The organism is Williamwhitmania sp. (assembly GCA_035529935.1).
Taxonomy (GTDB): domain Bacteria; phylum Bacteroidota; class Bacteroidia; order Bacteroidales; family Williamwhitmaniaceae; genus Williamwhitmania.
Genome location: DATKVT010000025.1, coordinates 1 through 4165, shown reverse-complemented (window position 1 = coordinate 4165; position 4165 = coordinate 1). Strand labels below are relative to the sequence as shown.

The 4165-nt window shown below is 45.6% G+C and carries 3 protein-coding genes; 1 reads left to right on the top strand and 2 read right to left on the bottom strand.

Annotated features, from left to right (window positions below; all coding sequences use genetic code 11):
• On the bottom strand, positions 1-1441 hold a 1441-nt coding region (locus VMW01_01580; GenBank protein HUW04925.1), incomplete at its 3' end, for a phosphoenolpyruvate carboxylase.
• Positions 1442-1888: 447 nt separating this feature from the next.
• Here VMW01_01580 and VMW01_01575 point away from each other — a divergent pair.
• A complete protein-coding gene (locus tag VMW01_01575; GenBank protein HUW04924.1) occupies positions 1889-3055 on the top strand; it encodes a CapA family protein in 1167 nt (388 codons plus the stop codon).
• A gap of 175 nt (positions 3056-3230) precedes the next feature.
• On the opposite strand, the gene VMW01_01570 is transcribed toward VMW01_01575, so the two are convergent.
• Positions 3231-3857, bottom strand: coding sequence for a hypothetical protein (locus tag VMW01_01570; protein ID HUW04923.1), 627 nt, complete (start codon positions 3855-3857; stop codon positions 3231-3233).
• Positions 3858-4165 lie beyond the last annotated feature (308 nt).

Here is a 4165-nt window from a genome sequence, read left to right as displayed (position 1 = left end):
TCTCCATCACCTCGTCACAGCTGGCAAGGTCGTCGATGGTTTCAAACAGGGGAATTAGATCCACTGTAAGCTGCTCCTCTGCCCAGCCATTGATGGTGAACAACCGGTAAAGCAGCATCACATCGGAGGCGCGGCCACAGTTGGAGATGATGTATCGATTGCACCCCTTTTCGCCGTTATGGCCTTGAATATTCTTTATGGCCTTAACCGACAGACAGGTTTCCGAAGCAATTTCGGAAAGCCCCGAAAAGTCAACGGAGGATTGATGCAGCTGCTCGAACCACGCCACCTGCTCGGCATCGTTTTTTTCGTTTATGCCCGAGCCAAATTCTGGTACCAGCTCTGCAAACACCTTCCGGTGAATGGTGGAATCCTGCCTTACGTCGATGGCGGCAAAGTGGGTTCCAAAAATCTTTATGGTATTAATAAGCCGGCGCAGCTCGCTGGAGTAGAGACCGGAAAAACTCTTCTGAACAAGGGCATCAAGCGCCTCAAACTTCTCGAGCAGCCACTTGGCGCTCACCGACTCGCAACCGTAGATGCAGCCTGAGAGAACCTTTTCAATACTTTGCAGTTCATCGGCCACGCCACCAAAGGTCATATGCCGCTTAAGCTGCCTAACAGCGTGATAGTATTTTCTCAAAATTGCATAGCGCAGAAGATCGGCCACCTTTTCGGTTATTTCTGCGGTAACAAACGGGTTACCGTCGCGGTCCCCGCCTGGCCAGAAGCCCAGCTCCACCAAGTTAAAGTTGATGTAACCCTCCGATGGCAGAATGTAGAATAGCTCGTCGTGTATGGCCATAACGGCATTGTAAAACGAGTTCTCCAAATACCAAACAAGGTGGTGTGCCTCATCGAGCGGTGTAGGCTTTTTTTCGTTGTAAAAATTTGTATACGACAGCTGCTGCAGCAGATCGCTTATGGTGTCGATATCGTTATTTCGAATGGCCTTATCGAGCGCGGTGATGATGGAAAGAATGGAACCTGAGTAAAACTGCGTGGGATGGGCAGTAAGCACCAGCCGAATTTTCAGGTCCCTCAAGGTTGCCAGCAGCTCCTCCGTCAACCCCCTATTTAAAAAGTTCTTCAGTACAATCTTCAGGGAGTTGGAGCCGGCGAGATCGTTGATCTTGTCGAAAGCCGAATCCTCCACCGCGTCAAACACAACCACCTGGCGCTCTATGATGCCAACAAAGCCAGTCAGCAACGAAAGTAGCTGCTCCTCAGTGGCATCGCTATGGTGCTCCTTCGAGAAGCTTTCGATAATTTCAACAGGCGATTGTCCCTTATGAATGCCTCTCTCCACGTGGGCAGCGAAGTGACCAAGTAGAATGCCATTGCTTGCGTTGGCCGACAATCCAAGGAAAATGCTATTGTAAATGTCGAACCGTCGTCTAACCCAACTCTCGAAGTTCTGCAGCTGATAGGTAGTATTCATACAAGGTAATTGTATATTTTTAAAGCAACTGGAGGTCGCTTGCTTCAACAAAAGTAACCAAAATACGCCAATCAATCACAACCCGCTCTTGCTCATTTTTGCATAAATAACCGCAAACGAGTGCAAAGTTGCATACTCTTACAGCAGAATGGGAGTAGGGGTAATTATAAATGAAAGTGGGATTTCTGTTTCTCTCAGAAATCCCACTTCGGTGTGATATAAAACTTCAACCTTCTAACTTTGAAGAAAAGATGCAGGTTAATCCTGCTGAAATAATTTCATCTCTACAGCGGAAAGCAGCCTAGATACCTTCCTATCCTACAACTCATAGCCAACTATGCCGACTCATAATTTTGCGCAAGAAACAGACATTTCAGAATTCCAACAATGATTTTTGTCAGAAAAGGGGTTTCGGCATTTATGCTATATTTGAGAAATTTCGTGAGCATGAAGAAGCTTTTGACCTTTGCCTTTCTTACTGTAGTTTCCGTGGGTGCATATGCCCAGCCAATTACCGCTACCAGCGACACCACCTGCAATACTGCTAAAGATACTACGCTCTCCCTGCTGTTTATTGGCGACGTAATGGGCCACGGACCGCAAATTAATGCCGCCTACGACAGCAGCACCGATACCTACAGCTACGACAGCGTCTTCTGCCGAATGAAACCGGTATTCAACCTTGCCGATATTGCCATTGCCAACCTGGAGGTGACCCTTGCCGGAAAACCCTACACTGGCTATCCGCAGTTCAGCTCGCCCGATGCTTTGGCCGAAGCGTTAAAGGTTGCAGGAGTGGATGTGCTGGTGGACGCCAACAACCATGCTGCCGATCGCGGAAAGAGCGGCATCATTAGAACCATACAAACGCTCGACACCCTTGGAATTCCGCACACCGGAACATTTCAGGATGAGGCCGAGCGCGATACCACCTACCCACTCGTTCTGGTGAAAAACGGTTTTAGAATTGCCCTGCTCAACTACACCTACGGAACCAACGGCATTGTGGTGCCTTCGCCCGTAATTGTAAACACCATTGATACGGCCCAAATTCGTAAGGATGTGGAGCGTGCAAAGCAGGAAAACGTTGACGAGATTATTGCCTTTATGCACTGGGGTATTGAGTACCAAAACGACCCCAACCGCGAGCAGGAGAGGTTGGCTAGGTATCTGCATGGGCTGGGTATTAGAATTGTTATTGGCTCGCACCCGCACGTAATACAGCGCATGGAGGCCAGCTACGACACCGACTCCACCACGGGCAGCGTGACCGTATACTCGCTGGGCAACTTTGTTTCCAACCAGCGCGACCGCTACAAGAATGGAGGCGCACTGGCCTACCTCACCTTAACCAAGCACAATGGTCGCTCAAATATAAGCTCAGCTGGCTATATTCTCGACTGGGTGCAACGCCCAATACAGGATGGCAGAAGAATATACCAGGTGCTACCCGTTTCGGAGTATGAGCAGCAGGAGGGCTACTTTTTCACCAGCGACAAGGTTCTATTCGATGAGTTTGCCAGCGACTCCCGAAAGCTTTACGGCAGGGAGAACGTTGGCGTTCCCGAAATCCGGTTTAATAGGGAGACCAATAGCTGGGAGGTGAAGAGGTAGAGAAAGGCTGGGAGGGAGGAATTGGAGGCTATGGGATTTTAACGTTTGACAATATGGCCAGTAAGGGATTGCGGGCGATTTCCTATCAAGGTACACGAAAATTTAAAGCGGGCTAAAACCCTTCGCATACCACAGAAACCCTTATTGGCTATATTGTGTGTTGTGTGCTGAAACTTTATTCCTTATTAAAATTCCAAATCAGTCCGATACCAGGATAGAGTAAATGCATATTTCGATTATACTTTGAGTCATTCGCTCCATTATCCGGTTTCTCAAGTTTTGTAAATTCGTATGCAATCTGAAAATACCAATTTAGATTCTTGCTACTATTAAAAACAAATTTTGTTCCCCCTTTTATTGTCAAACCATTTTCATTTTCCTTATACTTTTCTCCTTCCACTGGGTTTCCAAATTCATCAGTCATCATAATTGCAGGTGCTCTAAATCGCCAATTTGAGTATCCTAAGCCTATTTGCGGTATTATGCTAAATTTATTAATATTTATCTCATAATCAATTTTAATCTTCGGACTTAAAATAAATAAGGTCAAATCCGTTTCCGATAATCTAAGAATTGATGAATTAAAAAGAACCCCTATTCCAAGTCCATTTGTCTCTATGACATTGTAATCTACACCAATATCAATCAAACCCAAATAACCATCTCCGAATCCTTTATTTAATAAATTGTCTCCAAGTGGTATTGGGTATCTCAATTCAAAGGAAATCTTATCCGTGTTAATTTGAGAATACGATGAAATTGTTTGAAAAATAATTAATCCGAATAATAATAGTTTTTTCATTTTTATCTTATGTTTAAAATTAGCACAAGGTCTTTCTTGTTTTTGTGCACAACGTTACATGTATGAAAAGTTGCCGATTGCGGCGCGATTCCCTGTCAAGATACAATGAACTTGATGCGGAAGATAAACTTTAAATAACCGATGAACCGGCAATTTTTTATACATGATGTGTGTGCCTTGAATGGTAAATATAGTAAAAGTTCTTTTAAACGATTCGTTTTAGGAGCCAGTCCAGAGGGTGCAAGTCCCTTGTGCGCGGAGTCGTGTCCGAAGCACTAGCAAGTGGCAAGGTGGTTTGGGGTGACCCA